The sequence below is a fragment of the Streptomyces sp. NPDC038200 genome (genome assembly GCF_055600785.1).
Genome location: NZ_JBVJYH010000007.1, coordinates 332631 through 349796 on the forward strand (window position 1 = coordinate 332631; position 17166 = coordinate 349796).

Genomic DNA, 17166 nt, shown 5'->3' on the forward strand with positions numbered 1-17166 from the left:
GGGCGCCTTCCCATGTCCCGGTGCGGATTCCCCCCACGGGATCCGGCCGGGCGCTCGGAGAGGACAGCGCCTGAAATCGCTGTCTGTGAGCAGAACGAGCAAAACTCGCCCTGCTCCAGTGATGCGGTGCGATCTGCCGGGACAACGCACGCTGGGAGGGCCGCTCAAAGCTTCCCGGTGTACGTGCCCCGGCAACGCATCTCTGAGGAAGTCCCCCAAGACATCCTCAGATGCCAGTCAGCGCCCCCCAAGACGCTGTTCTGACATTGCCAACTTAGACCTTCGAACCCCTTCGATGGTTACGTTCGCATCACTGTGATCTGCGTCTCTTGCATATGTCCCTTAGGTGCGCAAGAGCCCCGATATGGCAATCAGGACCCAAGCGTAAGGATGATGCGCGAGCCTTGTGAAGAGCTTATGTGAGGCTCGCGCCGGACTCCAGGGGGACCGGGACATCGGTGCGGTCAATTGCGGCCGGGGTCACCGGAAGCTCCGCAGCCGCAGGCTGTTGGTCACCACGAACACCGAGGAGAAGGCCATCGCCGCCCCCGCGATCATCGGGTTGAGGAGACCGGCGGCGGCCAGCGGCAGCGCGGCGACGTTGTAGCCGAAGGCCCACACCAGATTGCCCTTGATGGTGGCGAGCGTCCTGCGGGACAGCCGGATCGCGTCCGCGGCCACGCGCAGGTCCCCGCGCACCAGCGTCAGGTCGCCGGCCTCGATCGCCGCGTCCGTGCCGGTGCCCATGGCCAGGCCCAGGTCGGCGGTGGCGAGCGCGGCGGCGTCGTTCACGCCGTCGCCGACCATGGCCACGGACCGCCCCTCGGCCTGCAGCCGTCGTACGACGTCCACCTTGTCCTCGGGCAGCACCTCGGCGAACACGTCCCCGGGGTCGATGCCGACCGTCTTCGCGACCGCCTCGGCGACCGTGCGGTTGTCCCCGGTGAGCAGCAGCGGCGTGAGTCCCAGCGCGCGCAGTTCGCGGACCGCCTCGGCGCTGGTGTCCTTGACCGCGTCGGCGACGGCGAGGACCCCGCGGGCCCGCCCCTCCCAGCCGGCCACGACGGCCGTACGGCCCTGCTGCTCGGCCTCGCGGGCCGCGCGGGCCAACTCCTGCGGCAGCTCGTCGTAGAGGCGCCCCACGGCCACCTCAAGGCCGTTCACGCGTCCGCGGACGCCGCGCCCGGGGACGTTCTCGAAGTGCTCGACCGCGGGCAGCGTTCCGGCCCGTTCCTCGGCGCCGACGGCGATCGCGCGGGCCACGGGGTGCTCGGAGGCGTGCTCCAGGGCGCCCGCGAGCCGCAGCAGCTCCTTCTCGTCCTCGCCGTCGGCGACGTACACCGCCTGCAGGCTCATCCGGCCGGTGGTGACCGTGCCGGTCTTGTCCAGGACGACCGTGTCCACGCGGCGGGTGGACTCCAGCACCTCGGGGCCCTTGATCAGGATGCCGAGCTGGGCGCCGCGCCCGGTCCCGACCATCAGCGCGGTCGGCGTGGCGAGGCCCAGCGCGCAGGGGCAGGCGATGATCAGCACGGCGACGGCGGCCGTGAACGCGGCGGCCGTGTCGCCGGTGACGCCGAGCCGGACGCCGAAGGTGCCGAGCGCGATGAGGAGGACCACGGGCACGAACACCGCGGAGACCCGGTCGGCGAGCCGCTGCACCTCGGCCTTGCCGTTCTGCGCGTCCTCCACGAGCCTCGCCATCCGGGCGAGCCGGGTGTCCGCGCCGACCCGGCCGGCCTCCACGAGCAGCCGGCCGCCCGCGTTGACCGTGGCGCCGGTGACCCGGTCGCCGGGGCCGACGTCCACCGGCACCGACTCGCCGGTCAGCATCGACGTGTCCACCGCGGAGACGCCCTCCACGACCGTGCCGTCGGTGGCGATCTTCTCGCCGGGCCGGACGACGAAACGGTCGCCGACGGCCAGGGACGACACCGGCACCCGCACCTCGCGGCCGTCCCGTACGACCGCCACGTCCTTGGCGCCCAGCTCCATCAGGGCCCTCAGGGCGGCGCCCGCGCGGCGCTTGGAGCGGGCCTCCAGGTAACGGCCGAGCAGGATCAGCGCGACGACCCCGGCGGCGACCTCCAGGTAGATGGTGGAGGCGCCGTCCATGCGGGAGACGGTGAGGCGGAACTCGTCGCGCATGCCGGGCATGCCCGCGTGGCCGAGGAACAGCGCCCACAGCGACCAGCCGAACGCGGCCAGCGTGCCGACCGAGACGAGGGTGTCCATGGTGGCGGCGCCGTGCCGGAGGTTGGTCCAGGCGGCCCGGTGGAAGGGGGCGCCGCCCCAGACGACGACCGGCGCGGCGAGGGTGAGCGAGAGCCACTGCCAGTTGTCGAACTGGAGCGCCGGGATCATCGCGAGCAGGACGACGGGGGCGGCGAGCAGCGCGGAGACGAGCAGGCGGTGCCGCAGGGCGCCCAGCTCGGGATCCCGTGCGGTCGTCTCCGCCGCGGGCTCGGGCGCGGGTTCCGGCGGCGGGGGTTCCGCGGCGGTGTAGCCCGTCCTCTCCACGGTGGCGATCAGGTCGGCGACCCGGACGCCGTCGGCGTAGGCGACCTTGGCCTTCTCGGTGGCGAAGTTGACGGTGGCGCTGACGCCCGCCATCCGGTTGAGCTTCTTCTCCACCCGGGCGGCGCAGGAGGCGCAGGTCATGCCGCCGATGAGCAGCTCGACCTCGGCGCCGGCGGGGGCCGTGCCCCCCGGCTGGGCAGTGGTGCTGGTCATGTCCGGACTCCAGACATCGGACCGGGCCGTACGGATCCAGTATCAGCTGGTCGGCACGGCCCGGTCGGGGGAAGGAAGGGACGTGCTCAGGCCTTGCCGGCCAGCTCGAAGCCGGCCTCGTCGACGGCGGCGCGCACGGCCTCGTCGTCCAGCGGGGCCTCGGACACGACGGTCACCTCGCCGGTCGACGCGACGGCCTTCACCGAGCTGACGCCCGGGATCCGGGAGATCTCGCCGGAGACGGAGCCTTCGCAGTGGCCACAGCTCATGCCGGTCACCTGGTAGACGGTGGTGACGGAGCCCGGGGTGTCGGTCTGGGCGGTCATGTCGTTACTCCTCGTGGAGGCGTGTGGGACCGGTGGGATCCGCGACGGGGTCCCACGCTTCCTCCACTGTACCCCTAGGGGGTATGGCGTCCCGGTGCGGGCCCGGCGCTTCGGGCGGCGTGGTGCGGGCCGTCTCAGGCGCGGCCGGGCCGGTCGCCCACCAGGGGCTCCAGGTAGCGGATCAGGACGTCCTTGGTCTCCTGGGTGTACGCCGCGCGCTCGGCCCCCTCGTGGGTCAGCACCAGCTCCAGGCCGGCCTTGTAGACGCCGAGGCAGACGCGGGCCGTACGGCTGACATCGGCCGGCGCGGCGTCGGGCATGAGCGAGCCGAGCAGTGCCTCGATGCGGCCGATCACGGTCGTGTGGAGCTGGTCGTGCGCCTCGGCCATCCGGCCCGGGACGTCGGGGCCGTGCAGGAGCGCGAAGAACACCGGGTGGTCGGTGTTGAAGGCCATGAACCGGTCGACGGCCGAGCCGATGGCCTCCTCCAGCGGGGTGGCCGGATCGACGGGCACCAGGGCCTCGCCGTACGCCTCCCGCATCTCGTGCATCAGCCGCTCGCCCAGCTCGATCGCGATCGCTTCCTTGTTCGGGAAGAACTGGTAGAGCGTGCCGGGCGAGACGCCGGCCTCGCGGGCGATGGCGTTGGTGCTGGCGGCGGTGTAGCCGGTGGTGCAGAAGACCTGGGCGGCGGCTGCGAGCAGCTGCGCGATGCGGCGTTCGCCGCGGGCCTGGCGGCGGCGCGGCTGCTGCTCCTTCTCCGTGGTGTCGGACACGCGTGATCCCCAGTTCTCAGGACACGATTGACAAACGCGAGCGTTCGCTCGCATTCTGATGAAACGCGAGCGATCTCTCGTGTTTGTCAGTCTATGGCAATGGCTCATCCATGCTGCCGTGCTCGCGCGCGGTCGCGCTGGTCAGGGTGAAGGGGACACCGCACGATGGCCGAAGTCGACACACCCATGCGCTCGGGGGAGCGGCGCGCGGAGGAGGGGCCGCGGCGGTCGCCGGCGCCCCGGCCGGGCCGCTGGACCCGGTTCGTGACCGCCCGTCCGCGGCTGTCCCTCCTGGTGGCCCTGGTGCTCACCGCGCTCGCCGTGCTGGCCGGCGGCGGGGTCGCGGACCGTCTCGGCAGCGGTGGCTGGGAGGACCCGGCCGCCGAGTCGACGTACGCGACCAAGGCGCTGGAGCGCGAGTTCCCCGCCTCCCAGCCGAACCTGCTGCTCCTGGTCGACGCGGGCCGCGCCTCGGTCGACGACCCGGCGGTGGCCGCAAAGGCCCGCGCCCTGGCCGGGCGGCTGGCGGGGGAGCGGGGCGTGACCGGCGTCGGCTCCTACTGGCAGGCCGACCCCGCCGCCGCCCCCGCCCTGCGTGCCGAGGACGGGCACGAGGCCCTGATCGCCGCCCGCGTCACCGGCGACGAGAGCGCGATGGGCCGGACCCTGGACCGCATATCCCCCCACTACCAGGGCACGCACGGCCCGGTCCGGGTGAGGATCGGCGGCATCGTCGCGGTGCGGCACGAGATGCAGACCATCATCAAGGAGGACCTCACCCGCGCCGAGCTGATCGCCCTGCCGATCACCCTGGTGCTGCTGGTCATGGTCTTCGGCAGCGCGGTGGCGGCCCTGCTCCCGCTGGGCATCGGCGTCGTCGCCATCCTCGGCACGAACGCGGTGCTGCGCGGCCTGACCACCTTCACCGACGTCTCGGTCTTCGCGCTGAACCTCACCACGGCCCTCGGCCTGGGCCTGGCCATCGACTACGCCTTGTTCATCGTCCGCCGCTACCGCGAGGAGCTGTCCGCCGGCGCCGAGCCGCTGACCGCCGTGGGCACGACCCTGCGCACGGCGGGCCGCACGGTGCTCTTCTCCGCCCTGACGGTCGCGGTCTCCCTGGCCGCCATGTTGGTCTTCCCGCAGTACTTCCTGCGGTCCTTCGCCTACGCCGGCATCGCCGTGGTCCTCCTCGCGGCGGCAGCCGCCCTGATCCTGCTCCCGGCCGCACTGGTCCTGCTCGGCCACCGGGTCAACTCCCTGGACCTGCGCCGCCTCGTGCGCCGCGGCCGCGAGCCGAAGCCGGCCGAGGGCACGGCCTGGGCGCGTGCGGCCGGGCTGGTGATGCGCCGCGCCCCGCTCTTCGCCCTCGGCACCACCGCCCTGCTGGTGCTGCTCGGACTGCCCTTCCTGGGAGTGACGTTCGGTACGGCCGACGACCGGCAGCTGCCCTCCACCGCCGCGTCCCATGTGGTGCAGCAGCACATCCGCGAAGGCTTCCCCGGCAGCCCCGGCGGCGGCCTGGAGGTCCTCGCCGAGGGCGGAGCCACCGAGTCCCAGTACGCCGCCTACAAGCAGCGGGTGGCCGAACTGCCCGGAGTGGCCCGCGTCGACGGTCCCCTGGTCAAGGGCGACACCGCCTACTTCACGGTCCAGCCGAGGGGCGAGGCCGTGGACGGCCCCGCCCAGCGGCTGGTCGGCGACCTGCGCTCACTGCGGGCCGGCTTCGACACGAAGGTGACCGGCACGGCCGCCGTCCTCGTGGACACCAAGCACGCCATAGCGGAACGCCTGCCCTGGGCGGCCGTGTTCATCGCCGTGGTCACGCTCCTGCTGGTCTTCCTGCTCACCGGCAGCGTGCTGATACCCCTCCAGGCCGTGGTGCTCAACGCGCTCAGTCTGACGGCGATGTTCGGCGCGGTCGTCTGGGTCTTCCAGGACGGCCACCTGTCGGGCCCGCTCGGCTTCACCAGCCCCGGCTCCATCGAGACCACCCTGCCCGTCCTGATGTTCTGCGTGGCCTTCGGCCTGTCCATGGACTACGGCGTGTTCCTGCTCTCCCGCATCAAGGAGGAGTACGACCGCACGGGCGACCACGACGAGGCGGTGCGGCACGGACTCCAGCGCACGGGCGGGCTGATCACCGCGGCGGCGGTCATCCTCGCCGTGGTGATGGTCGCCATCGGCACCTCCCGGGTGACCAACACCAAGATGCTGGGCCTCGGCATCGCGCTCGCGGTGCTGATGGACGCGATGGTGGTCCGCAGCCTCCTGGTCCCGGCCATCATGCGCCTCACCGGCCGCGCCACCTGGTGGGCCCCGGCACCCCTGCGGCGCCTCCACCGGCGGTTCGGTCTGAGCGAGGGCGGGCCCGGTACGCCCCATGAGGCCGCGGGCCGCGGCGCGGTCGGGCACGACGAGCCGGTGCCGGCGGCGCGGCCGGGCGACGGCCGGAGCGTCTAGCCTTCGCGCAGGTCCCCGAGAGGAGTGCGCATGCGTGCCGTGGTGTTCGCGGAGTACGGGAAGCCGGCCGAGGTGAGGGAGGTGCCCGACCCGGAGCCCGCCGAGCACGGCGTGGTCGTCCGCGTCCAGGCCACCGGTCTCTGCCGCAGCGACTGGCACGGCTGGATGGGCCACGACCCCGACATCACGCTGCCGCACGTGCCGGGGCACGAACTCGCCGGCGTGGTCGCGTCGGTGGGGTCCCGGGTGACCGGGTGGCGGCCCGGCGACCGGGTCACCGTGCCCTTCGTCTGCGCCTGCGGCAGCTGCCCGTCCTGCGCGGCCGGCGACCAGCAGGTGTGCGAACGGCAGACCCAGCCCGGCTTCCACCACTGGGGCTCCTTCGCCGAGTACGTCGCGCTCGACCACGCCGACGTCAATCTCGTCGCGCTCCCGGACGACATGACGTACGCCACCGCCGCCGCCCTCGGCTGCCGCTTCGCCACCGCCTTCCGTGCCGTGGTGCAGCAGGGCCGGGTGGCGCCCGGTGAGTGGGTCGCGGTGCACGGCTGCGGCGGGGTCGGCCTGTCGGCGGTGATGATCGCGGCGGCCTCGGGGGCCCGGGTGGTCGCGGTCGACGTCTCACCCCGAGCGCTCGACCTCGCGCGCGGGTTCGGTGCGGTGCACACGGTGGACGCGGCCCGGGTGACCGACACCGCGGAGGCCGTCGTCGCCCTGACCGGCGGCGGCGCCCACCTCTCGCTGGACGCCCTCGGATCCCCCGTCACCTGTGCGGGCTCGGTCGGCTCCCTGCGCCGCCGCGGCCGGCACGTCCAGGTCGGTCTGCTGCCCTCGGCCGACGGCACCACCCCGGTGCCGATGGCCCGCGTGATCGCCCTGGAGCTGGAACTCCTGGGCAGTCACGGCATGGCCGCCCACGCCTACCCCGGCATGCTCGAACTGGTCCGCTCCGGCGTGCTGCGTCCCGACCTCCTGGTCACCCGGACGATCCCGCTCGACGCGGCCCCGGCGGCACTCGCGGCGATGGACGCGGCCCCGGCGGCGGGCGTGACGGTCGTCGAACCCTGGAGCTGACGGGGTCCGGCAGCCCCCCGTGCCCCGCCGCGTGCGGCGGACGGGGCACGGCACGGACGCGAGGGGAAGGACGGGAAGGGCCGGGGTCAGTCGTCTCCTCGGGCACGGTTGCGGGGGCGGGAGGCGACCCAGGCGCGGACGGTTTCGGCGTACCAGTAGGGCTTGCCGCCCTCGACGTGGTCGGGGGGAGGCAGCAGCCCGTGCTTGCGATAGGACCGTACGGTGTCCGGCTGCACCCGGATGTGCGCCGCGATCTCCTTGTAGGACCAGAGCCGTCGGTCGGTCATGAGTTGCACCTCCCTGCGCGCACCGCGGAGGCGACCGGAACGGCCGCCGGGGGGACCGGGCGCTGCGCTGGCGATCACCAAGCCTGTGCCCGGTGAACGACGCAGAGTGACCAATGGTGGGGGCCTGTCGTCCGGGTGTGACCGAGAGGCCGCGTACACGCGACACGTGTGACACGAGCGAGGCTTTTGTGACGGATCGGTCACAGGGGGCAACCATGTGAGGGGCGGTTCCCGTGGCCTCCGGATGGCGGCGCGCCCGGACCGCGCGGTCGGCGGCGCGTACCGGCGGGAGTCCGGCGTCCGAGCGGGCCGCGCCCCGCCTCCACGGGAACTGGTCCGAATGTCTGGACAAAACATTGACAGGGTTCGGCGTGCGGGACTAGAAAGCCGGGGAGAGCCATGACGAAGGGAAGCCGATGGCCTACGACCTGATCACCATGGGGCGGATCGGAGTGGACCTCTACCCGCTGCAGACCGGTGTCCCGCTGGCCCGGGTGTCGTCGTTCGGCAAGTTCCTCGGCGGGTCGGCGACGAACGTCGCGGTCGCCGCGGCCCGGCTCGGCCGGCACACCGCCGTGATCACCCGCACCGGCGACGACCCGTTCGGCGCCTATCTGCACGAGGCGCTGCGCGGCTTCGGCGTCGACGACCGCTGGGTCACCCCCGTCCCCGGGCTGCCGACCCCGGTCACCTTCTGCGAGGTCTTCCCGCCGGACGACTTCCCGCTCTACTTCTACCGGCAGCCCAAGGCCCCCGACCTGGAGATCCACGCCCACGAGCTGGACCTCGACGCCATCCGCCGGGCCCGCGTCTTCTGGGTCACCGGCACCGGCCTGAGCGAGGAGCCGAGCCGCACGGCGACCCTCGCGGCCCTCGCCCGGCGGGACAGGGCGGGGACCACGGTCTTCGACCTGGACTGGCGCCCCATGTTCTGGAGCGATCCGGACCGGGCCCGCCCCTTCTACGCCGAGGCCCTGCGCCACACCACGGTCGCCGTCGGCAACCTGGACGAGGTCGAGGTCGCCACCGGGGTGCGCGAGCCGCATGCCGCCGCCCGCGCCCTGCTGGACGCCGGGGTCGAGCTGGCCGTCGTCAAGCAGGGCCCCAAGGGAGTCCTCGCCGTCCACCGCGACGGTGAGTCCGTCGAAGTCCCGCCGCTGCCCGTCACCGTCCTCAACGGGCTGGGCGCCGGGGACGCCTTCGGCGGCTCCCTCTGCCACGGCCTGCTGGCCGGCTGGGACCTGGAGACGGTCATGCGGCACGCCAACGCGGCCGGCGCCATCGTCGCCTCCCGCCTGGAGTGCTCCTCCGCGATGCCGACCCCGGCCGAGGTGGCCGCCGCGCTCGACGCCGGAGCGGTGCTGTGAGGGCCGGCCGCGTCGCCGGGACGCACCCGCACGGCGGCGACGGCACCCGGCGGTCCCGCGTGGACACCGCCGAGCTGGTCCGGATCCGCACCCACCACCCCGAGGCGATCGCCGAGGCCGCCACCCGCCGGGCCCGCAGACCCCTGCTCAAGGAGAACGGCCGGCTGATGATCGTCGCCGCCGACCACCCGGCCCGCGGCGCGCTCGGCGTCGGCGACCGCAAACTCGCCATGGCCAACCGCGCCGACCTGCTCGAACGCCTCTGTCTCGCGCTGTCCCGGCCCGGCGTCGACGGCGTCCTCGCCACCGCCGACATCCTGGACGACCTGCTCCTCCTCGGCGCCCTGGACCACAAGGTCGTCATGGGGTCGATGAACCGCGGCGGCCTCCAGGGCGCGAGCTTCGAACTGGACGACCGGTTCACCGGCCACCGCCCCGAGGACATCGAGCGGCTCGGCTTCGACGCGGGCAAACTGCTGCTGCGCGTCGACTACACCGACCCGGGCTCCCTCACCACCCTGGAGTCCACCGCACGCGCCATCGACGCCATGGCCGCGCGCAGACTGCCGGTGTTCGTGGAGCCGTTCATCAGCCTCCGCACCCCCGAGGGCAGGCTGACGAACGACCTGTCCGCCGAAGCGGTCATCCGGTCCATCGCCATCGCCTCCGGCCTCGGCGGCTCCTCCGCCTACACCTGGCTGAAGGTGCCGGTCACCGAGAACCCCGACGACATGGCCCGGGTCATGGAGACCTCCACGCTCCCCGCCGTGCTGCTCGGCGGGGACATCGGTGACTCGCCCGGGGACCAGGAGGCCGCCTACGAGAAGTGGCGCGGCGCGCTCCGACTCCCCACCGTGCGCGGCCTGGTGGTCGGCCGCTCGCTGCTGTACCCGGCGGACGGCGATGTGGCCGCCGCCGTGGACACCGCCGTAGGACTGCTGTGAGGGCCGCATGACCAGCACCGATCTGCATCTTCCCAAGGGCACCACCGCGAACCCCCAGTACGCCGTCGACATCGATCCCAAGTTGGCCGGCTGGACACACAGCAGCCTGCGTGTCGTCGAGTTGGCGCCCGGTGGCAGCCATACGTTCACCACGGGCGACAGTGAATGGATCGTGCTTCCGCTGGAAGGCGGATGTACCGTACAAATTGAGGGAAACGAGTTCCAACTCCTGGGCCGGGAGAGCGTGTTCGCGGACGTCTCGGACTTCGCGTACGCCCCCCGGGATTCCCGGGTCCAGATCGCCTCCGGCGCGGGAGGCCGCTTCGCCCTGGCAGGAGCGAAGTGCGAGCGACGACTCCCCGCCCGCTACGGCCCCGCGCCGGAGGTTCCCGTCGAGGTGCGCGGCAGCGGTACCTGCGCCCGCCGGGTGCGCAACTTCGCCTCGGCCGACTCCTTCGACTGCGACACGCTGATCGCCGTCGAGGTGATCACCCCGGGCGGCAACTGGTCCTCGTACCCGCCGCACAAGCACGACGAGCACCGGCCGGGCGAGGAGTCCGAGCTGGAGGAGATCTACTACTTCGAGATCGCGGGTTCCGGCGGGCTCGGCTACCAGCGGGTGTTCCCCTCGCGCGAGGGCGGTGCCGACGTGCTCGCCGAGGTCCGCTCCGGCGACGCCGTCCTCGTCCCGGACGGCTGGCACGGACCGTCCATCGCCCAGCCCGGGCATGACATGTACTACCTGAACGTCATGGCGGGCCCCGGCGAGACCCGGGAGTGGCGGATCTGCTTCCACCCCGACCACACCGCGACCACAGGGGGATACCGATGACGATCCGGCTGACCGTCGCCCAGGCGCTCGTCCGCTTCCTCGCCGCGCAGTACACCGAGCGGGACGGCGAGCGGCAGCGGCTGATCGGCGCCACCTGGGGCATCTTCGGGCACGGCAACGTCGCCGGGATCGGCCAGGCGCTGATCGAGTACCAGGACGTGATGCCGTATCACCAGGGCCGCAACGAGCAGTCCATGGTGCACGCGGCGGTCGGCTACGCCCGCCAGGCGAACCGCCTGTCCACGCACGCGGTGACGACGTCGATCGGGCCCGGCGCGACCAACCTCGTCACCGGCGCCGCCCTGGCCACCATCAACCACCTCCCGGTCCTCCTCCTCCCCGGCGACGTCTTCGCCACCCGCCCCGCCGACCCGGTCCTCCAGCAGCTGGAGGTGCCGTACGCGGGAGATGCGTCGGTCAACGACACCCTGCGTCCGGTGTCGAAGTACTTCGACCGGATCACCCGGCCGGAGGCCCTGATGCCGAGCGCGCTCCAGGCCGTGCGGGTCCTCACCGACCCGGTGGAGACCGGCGCGGTCACGCTCGCCCTGCCGCAGGACGTCCAGGCGGAGGCGTTCGAGTGGCCGGAGGAGTTCTTCGCCGAGCGGGTGTGGACCGTGCGGCGGCCGGGCGCGGACCCGACCGAGCTGGCCGAGGCGGTCCGTGCGGTCCGTGCGGCGCGCCGGCCCCTGGTCATCGCCGGCGGCGGTGTCCACCACAGCCGCGCCGAGGCGGCGCTCGCGGAGTTCGCCGCGGCGACCCGCATCCCCGTCGCCTCCACCCAGGCCGGCAAGGGCTCGCTCCGCCACGACCACCCGCAGGACGTCGGCGGGGTCGGCCACACCGGCACCGCGACAGCCGACGGGCTGGCCCGCACCGCGGACCTGGTGATCGGCGTCGGCACCCGCTACACCGACTTCACCACCGCCTCCGGCACCCTCTTCGAGAACCCGGACGTCCGCTTCCTGAACCTCACCATCGCGCCCTTCGACGGCCACAAGCTCGCCGGGCTCCCGCTGATCGCGGACGCCCGCAGCGGACTCGGCGAGCTGACCGAGGCCCTGGTCATGCACGGGCACACCGTCGCCGACGGGTACGTCACCGAGTACACCGAGGACAAGGAGCGCTGGGAGCAGCGCGTCGACGCCTGCTTCGAGGCCGGGGACCCCGCTGCGCGGCCGACCCAGCCGCAGGTCATCGGGGCTCTGGACGCCCTGGTGGACGAGTCGGACATCATCGTCAACGCGGCCGGCTCGCTCCCCGGCGACCTGCACAAGCTGTGGCGGGCGCGGTCGTACGACCAGTACCACCTGGAGTACGGCTACTCCTGCATGGGCTACGAGATCCCGGCCGCCCTCGGTGTGAAGCTCGCCGCGCCCGAGCGGCCCGTGTGGGCGCTGGTCGGTGACGGCACCTATCTGATGATGCCGACGGAGATCGTGACCGCCGTGCAGGAGGGCATCGCGATCAAGGTCCTGCTGGTGCAGAACCACGGGTACGCGTCCATCGGCGGGCTCTCGGAGTCGGTGGGCGGCGAGCGGTTCGGCACGGCCTACCGGTTCCCGACGGCGGAGGGCACGTACACGGGTGCCCCGCTGCCCGTCGACCTCGCCGCCAACGCGGCCAGCCTGGGCATGCGGGTGCTGCGCGCGAAGAGCGTGGGCGACCTGCGCGCGGCGCTCGCCGAGGCGCGGGCCGCCGACACTCCCACATGTGTCTACGTGGAGACCGAAACGTCCGACACTGTGTCGGGCGCGCCTCCGGCGCAGGCCTGGTGGGATGTTCCTGTGGCCGAGACCGCGACCCGACCGTCGGCGGTCAAGGCACGTGAGCTGTACGAACGGCACGTCTCGACCCGACGCCGCCATCTGTAAGAAGGAGTCTCTGGGCATGACGAAGATCGTCAACCACTGGATCGGCGGCAAGACCGCCGAAGGCGCGTCGGGCACGTACGGGCCGGTCACGGACCCGGCGACCGGCGCGGTCACCACGAAGGTCGCGTTCGCGTCGGTCGAGGAGGTGGACGCGGCCGTCGCGGCGGCCAAGGACGCCTTCGCCACCTGGGGGCAGTCCTCGCTGGCCCAGCGGACCTCGATCCTGTTCAAGTTCCGTGCGCTGCTCGACGCCAACCGGGACGCCATCGCGGAGCTGATCACCGCCGAGCACGGCAAGGTGCACTCCGACGCGCTCGGCGAGGTCGCGCGCGGCCTGGAGATCGTGGACCTCGCCTGCGGTATCAACGTGCAGCTCAAGGGCGAGCTGTCCACGCAGGTCGCCCACCGGGTCGACGTGGCCGCGATCCGCCAGCCGCTCGGTGTCGTCGCCGGCATCACGCCGTTCAACTTCCCGGCGATGGTCCCGATGTGGATGTTCCCGATCGCCATCGCGACCGGCAACACCTTCGTGCTGAAGCCGTCCGAGAAGGACCCGTCGGCCGCGGTCAAGATCGCCGAGCTGCTGTCCGAGGCCGGTCTGCCCGACGGCGTCTTCAACGTCGTCCACGGCGACAAGGTGGCCGTCGACCGCCTGCTGGAGCACCCGGACGTCAAGGCGGTCTCCTTCGTCGGCTCGACCCCGATCGCCCGCTACATCCACACCACCGCCTCCGCCAACGGCAAGCGCGTCCAGGCCCTGGGCGGCGCCAAGAACCACATGCTGGTCCTGCCGGACGCCGACCTGGACGCGGCGGCCGACGCGGCCGTCTCCGCCGCCTACGGCTCCGCGGGCGAGCGCTGCATGGCCATCTCGGCCGTCGTGGCCGTGGGCGCCATCGGGGACACGCTGGTGGAGAAGATCCGCGAGCGTGCCGAGAAGATCAAGATCGGTCCGGGCAACGACCCGACGTCCGAGATGGGTCCGCTGATCACCGCCGCCCACCGCGACAAGGTGGCCGGCTACGTCTCCGGTGCCGCCGCGGAGGGCGCCGAGGTCGTGCTCGACGGCACCGGCTACACGGTCGAGGGCTTCGAGGACGGCCACTGGATCGGCATCTCGCTCCTGGACAAGGTGCCGACCAGCGCGAAGGCGTACCAGGACGAGATCTTCGGCCCGGTGCTGTGCGTGCTGCGCGTCGACACCTACGAGGAGGGCGTGGCGCTCATCAACGCCTCGCCGTTCGGCAACGGCACCGCGATCTTCACCCGGGACGGCGGCGCGGCCCGCCGCTTCCAGCTGGAGATCGAGGCCGGCATGGTCGGTGTGAACGTGCCGATCCCGGTGCCGGTGGGCTACCACTCCTTCGGTGGCTGGAAGGACTCGCTCTTCGGCGACCACCACATCTACGGCAACGACGGCACGCACTTCTACACCCGCGGCAAGGTCGTCACCACCCGCTGGCCCGACCCGGCGGACGCCCCGGCGGGCGTGGACCTGGGCTTCCCGCGCAACCACTGACAGCCGGACGGCACGGTGCCCCGTCCTCCCGCGATGGGAGGACGGGGTACCGGTGCGTTCAGCCCTGCTGCTTCTGCTGCTTCTTGATCACTTCGGTGAGGTCGGCGGTCCGCGAGGCGGGCGGGGCCTCGACGGCGACCGTCTTGCCGAACTTCTCGAAGTCCATGCTGATGGTCATGACGCCGAGCTTCTCCTTGAGCCGCACCGGCAGGTCGTCGGGACCGACCCACACGTCCATGACGATGGCCTTCGTACCGGTGGCCTCGCCCATGGGGCTGCCCTCGCCGTAGACGTCCTTGAACTTGCCCATGTGCGCGCTGTCGATCACGCCGCGGTAGTGCGTGGTGCGCCGTCCGTTCACGGTCTGCGTGCCGAGGTCCTGGACGTCCTTGGCGTACTTCAGGCTCTTCATGGAGGCGGAGGGGCTGCCGTTGTCCCCGCTGAGGGCCTGGGCGCCCTTCTTCCCGAACACCGCCGAACCGTCGACCTTGATCCAGTCCTTGCCCTGGTACGGGCCGGAGGTGAAGGGGTCGACGTCGTAGTAGTAGACGCCGTCCACGAACAGGACGTGCGTCGTGGGGGAGTGGCTGACGGCCTGCATGTTCGCGGCCTTGGTGTCCATCTCCACGTCGAAGGCGTATCCGTCGCCCCAGGAGTACGTGCCCGTCATGGCGATGGGGCCGCTGGTGCCGGTGTCGGTCGTCATCCGCACCTCGGCCGACCCCACTGCCTGCGTCCGGTCCGTCGCCCGGGCCAGTGCCGCCATCGCCGTGGTGTTGGCCTTGTCGACCGCCTTGACGGCCGTCTTGGCGCTCTCGGTGCCGCAGCCGGAAGCCGCGACCAGCGCCGCCGTCGTGAACGCCACCCAGGCGGCGGTGTGCCGCATCGTCATGTCCCCACCCCAAAGCTGTGTGCCTGCTGTGCGGGCGCACTCTATCGGCCACCACTGACATGAACGCGACTGGATTACCCGTCCGGATAGCGGACGGCTGACATTTTTTTGAAACACGGGCTGCGGTTCCCGTTCAGTGTGGACGAAACGGGTGGCGAAGGGGTTACGGGGAGATGACCTTCGAAAGCAAGGTCACACTCGGGATGGGCTTGACGGATGCCTCTATAGGGCGTCACGGCCTGGGAAAGTGATGTGCCACGTGCGCTCCCGCAGGTACGGATTCCGAAGGTAATCGGCCATTGACGCGGTGGTTTTCGTCGGGGTTCTATGCAGCGCCGGGAGCGGACGAGACGAACGTACGACGATCCGCCGGAGGCGATAGCGCTCCCGACCCCCACCCTCAGTCGCACGAGTCGATCGGAACCGCCGTATGACCGACACGCTCCAGAAGTCCGTGGCCGACACCGCAGCGGCCCCCGCGCCGGGGCTGAAGAGGTCCATCGGTGTCGTCGGCGGCACCCTGCTGACGCTGTCGTGCGTCACGCCCGCCTCCACGCTCTTCGTGGTCGTCCCCGACCTGTTCGGTTCCCTCGGCACCGCCACCGCCCTGACGATCGCCATCGGCTCCCTCCTCTGTATCGCCGTCGCGTTCTGCTACTCCGAGCTGGGCACCCTCATCCCCAGCGCGGGCGGCGAGTACGCCATGGTGTCGACGATGGCCGGGCGGCTCGCGGGCTGGCTCGTCTTCGTACTCTCCCTGCTGGTCGTGATGATCGTCCCGCCGGTGATCGCGATGGGCACGGCGGACTACCTCGCCCCCATCGTCCACCTCGACCCCTCCATGACCGGCGCCGGCGTCATGCTCCTCGCCACCCTCGCCGGCCTGCTCGACCTGCGCGCCAACGCCTGGATCACCGGCATCTTCCTGGTCCTGGAGGTCGTCGCCGCAGGCGTCGTCGCCCTGCTCGGCTTCTCGCACAGCCACCGCGGCGTGGGCAGCCTGGTCTCCCTGCAGGTGGCCGGGGAACACGGCCACACGGACACCGTGACGGCCATACTGGTCGTCTCCGGGCTCGCGATCGCCCTCTTCGTCACCCAGGGCTTCTCGACCGCCGTCTACCTCTCCGAGGAACTGGAGAACCCGCGCCGCAACGTCGCCCGCACGGTCCTCGCCACCCTCGCCATCTCCACCGTGGTCATCCTGGTGCCGGTCACCGCCATCACCATGGGCGCCTCCGACCTCGAGGAGCTGACCGGCGGCGACATCAGCTCCATGGTCACCGCCTGGTCCAACTCCGCGGTCGGCACCTTCGTCAGCCTCTGCGTGGCCCTCGCGATCATCAACGCGGGCATCGTCATGGTCATCCAGAACTCCCGCGTCCTGTTCGCCTCCGCCCGCGACAAGGCATGGCCCGGCCCGGTCAACACCGTCTTCGCCAAGCTCGGCCGCTTCGGCTCCCCCTGGGTGGCCACCCTCGCGGTCGGCGTCCCCGGCGCGGTGCTCTGCTTCGTCAACCTGGACACCCTGTACGGCGTCACCGGCGTCTCGGTGACCGCCATGTACCTGCTGGTCGCGGTCGCCGCCCTGCTCGCCCGCCGCGGCTCCCACAAGCACGTCCCGGCCTGGCGAATGCCGCTGTGGCCCGCGATGCCGGTCCTGCTCATCGCCGTCCTGGCGTACATCCTGACCCAGCAGGAGACGAGCTACCTGCTGTGGACCGGCGGCATCACCGCCGTCGCCACCCTCTACTGGGCCCTGTACCTGCGCCCCCGCCGCGACACCCGCTGGCTGGTGTCGATCCCGGAGGACGCGCAGCTCCCGGAGCACCCGGTGGCCGACCCGGCCCAGGGCATCCCGGCGCAGGGCATGCCGGTGCACGGCATCCCGGCCCAGGGCGGCCCGGCCCCCGCCCCGGTCGCCGGCGAGGCCCAGGCGTGATCCGCCGGGGGTGAACTCCCCCGTCACCCCCGGCCCCCGTTCACCCCCGCCGCTCCGGGGACACCGTCGGCGCATCAGGAACGTGTGTCCACGGCACCCGCGGGGGCATGCGGAAGGTTGTGCCGGGTCAGCACTCGTCG

The 17166-nt window shown here is 72.1% G+C and carries 13 protein-coding genes; 8 read left to right on the forward strand and 5 right to left on the reverse strand.

Translation table 11 applies throughout. From position 1 onward, the window contains the following. Positions 1 to 480 precede the first annotated feature (480 nt). From ACZ7KF_RS18045 to ACZ7KF_RS18055, 3 genes are all read right to left on the reverse strand, one after another. The gene (locus ACZ7KF_RS18045) at positions 481 to 2733 is read right to left on the reverse strand and encodes a heavy metal translocating P-type ATPase (RefSeq protein ID WP_471075297.1); all 2253 of its coding nucleotides are present in this window, start codon (positions 2731 to 2733) and stop codon (positions 481 to 483) included. Between the two features lie 86 nt (positions 2734 to 2819). Beyond that, on the reverse strand, positions 2820 to 3059 hold the full coding sequence (locus ACZ7KF_RS18050) for a heavy-metal-associated domain-containing protein (protein ID WP_225828673.1): 240 nt from the start codon (positions 3057 to 3059) through the stop codon (positions 2820 to 2822). A gap of 134 nt (positions 3060 to 3193) precedes the next feature. Next, a complete protein-coding gene (locus tag ACZ7KF_RS18055) occupies positions 3194 to 3835 on the reverse strand; it encodes a TetR/AcrR family transcriptional regulator (RefSeq protein WP_471075300.1) in 642 nt (213 codons plus the stop codon). A 186-nt stretch (positions 3836 to 4021) separates the two neighbouring features. Here ACZ7KF_RS18055 and ACZ7KF_RS18060 point away from each other — a divergent pair, with 186 nt between their 5' ends. After that, positions 4022 to 6298, forward strand: coding sequence for an MMPL family transporter (locus ACZ7KF_RS18060; RefSeq protein WP_471075468.1), 2277 nt, complete (start codon positions 4022 to 4024; stop codon positions 6296 to 6298). 30 nt (positions 6299 to 6328) lie between these two features. Continuing rightward, a complete protein-coding gene (locus ACZ7KF_RS18065; protein WP_471075303.1) occupies positions 6329 to 7372 on the forward strand; it encodes a zinc-dependent alcohol dehydrogenase family protein in 1044 nt (347 codons plus the stop codon). A gap of 86 nt (positions 7373 to 7458) precedes the next feature. Here the strand turns inward: ACZ7KF_RS18065 and ACZ7KF_RS18070 are convergent, their stop codons facing one another. Further along, entirely contained in the window at positions 7459 to 7659 is a 201-nt protein-coding gene (locus tag ACZ7KF_RS18070) for a helix-turn-helix transcriptional regulator (protein WP_471075306.1), read from the reverse strand. A 416-nt stretch (positions 7660 to 8075) separates the two neighbouring features. Here ACZ7KF_RS18070 and iolC point away from each other — a divergent pair, with 416 nt between their 5' ends. The 5 genes from iolC to mmsA are packed head-to-tail and all read left to right on the forward strand — an operon-like array spanning position 8076 to position 14195. Next, entirely contained in the window at positions 8076 to 9026 is a 951-nt protein-coding gene (iolC, locus tag ACZ7KF_RS18075) for a 5-dehydro-2-deoxygluconokinase (RefSeq protein ID WP_471075308.1), read from the forward strand. Positions 9027 to 9085: 59 nt separating this feature from the next. Next, positions 9086 to 9970, forward strand: coding sequence for a Cgl0159 family (beta/alpha)8-fold protein (locus tag ACZ7KF_RS18080; protein ID WP_471075471.1), 885 nt, complete (start codon positions 9086 to 9088; stop codon positions 9968 to 9970). Between the two features lie 7 nt (positions 9971 to 9977). Continuing rightward, positions 9978 to 10802 carry a 5-deoxy-glucuronate isomerase gene (gene iolB, locus ACZ7KF_RS18085; RefSeq protein WP_471075310.1) on the forward strand — a complete coding sequence of 275 codons (825 nt, stop codon included), beginning with the start codon at positions 9978 to 9980 and terminating at the stop codon, positions 10800 to 10802. Next, positions 10799 to 12676, forward strand: a complete 1878-nt coding sequence (iolD, locus tag ACZ7KF_RS18090; RefSeq protein ID WP_471075314.1) for a 3D-(3,5/4)-trihydroxycyclohexane-1,2-dione acylhydrolase (decyclizing) — start codon at positions 10799 to 10801, stop codon at positions 12674 to 12676. Before iolB ends, iolD begins: the two co-directional genes overlap by 4 nt. 16 nt (positions 12677 to 12692) lie before the next feature. Beyond that, the gene (gene mmsA, locus ACZ7KF_RS18095) at positions 12693 to 14195 is read left to right on the forward strand and encodes a CoA-acylating methylmalonate-semialdehyde dehydrogenase (protein ID WP_471075317.1); all 1503 of its coding nucleotides are present in this window, start codon (positions 12693 to 12695) and stop codon (positions 14193 to 14195) included. 58 nt (positions 14196 to 14253) lie between these two features. On the opposite strand, the gene ACZ7KF_RS18100 is transcribed toward mmsA, so the two are convergent. Then, on the reverse strand, positions 14254 to 15087 hold the full coding sequence (locus ACZ7KF_RS18100; protein ID WP_471075320.1) for an SCO4651 family lipoprotein: 834 nt from the start codon (positions 15085 to 15087) through the stop codon (positions 14254 to 14256). A 430-nt stretch (positions 15088 to 15517) separates the two neighbouring features. Between ACZ7KF_RS18100 and ACZ7KF_RS18105 the strand changes: the two genes are divergently transcribed. Then, on the forward strand, positions 15518 to 17026 hold the full coding sequence (locus ACZ7KF_RS18105; RefSeq protein ID WP_471075323.1) for an APC family permease: 1509 nt from the start codon (positions 15518 to 15520) through the stop codon (positions 17024 to 17026). Positions 17027 to 17166 lie beyond the last annotated feature (140 nt).